1 protein-coding gene is annotated in these 427 nt (G+C 46.1%); it reads left to right on the forward strand.

Annotation, left to right across the window (positions count from 1 at the left end):
• Positions 1-422: pantoate--beta-alanine ligase (locus ACTD9P_RS30070; protein WP_438870491.1), on the forward strand; the 422-nt coding region annotated here is incomplete at its 5' end.
• Between the last annotated feature and the right edge of the window lie 5 nt (positions 423-427).

Genomic DNA, 427 nt, shown 5'->3' on the forward strand with positions numbered 1-427 from the left:
GCCTGAAAGATGCCCAGCAGGCAGCGGTTGTGGACGGATTGATTGAGGATTTCTTTATGGATATCGAATTGGTTGCAGTGGACACGGTCAGAGAAGAAGACGGACTTGCCAAAAGCTCTCGCAACGTCTATCTGACTGAGCAGGAACGCAAAGAAGCGCCGATGATCTATAAAGCATTGCAGCAAGGTGCCGAACTGGTCAGAGACGGTGAAAGAAATCCGGAAACCGTTATAAAAACCGTCACCGGTATCATCGAAAACACAAGCGGCGTCATTGATTATGCCGAACTGTACGCTTATCCGGAGCTGACTCCGCTTAAAACATTAAACGGCAAGGTCATTCTGGCCTGCGCCGTCCAATTTTCTAAAGCCAGACTGATTGATAATATCATTATTGATATTGATGAATGGGAGAGATCATAATATGT

Origin of the sequence: Pseudomonas onubensis (assembly GCF_965653655.1) — a bacterium.
In the GTDB taxonomy this organism is placed as follows: domain Bacteria; phylum Pseudomonadota; class Gammaproteobacteria; order Pseudomonadales; family Pseudomonadaceae; genus Aquipseudomonas.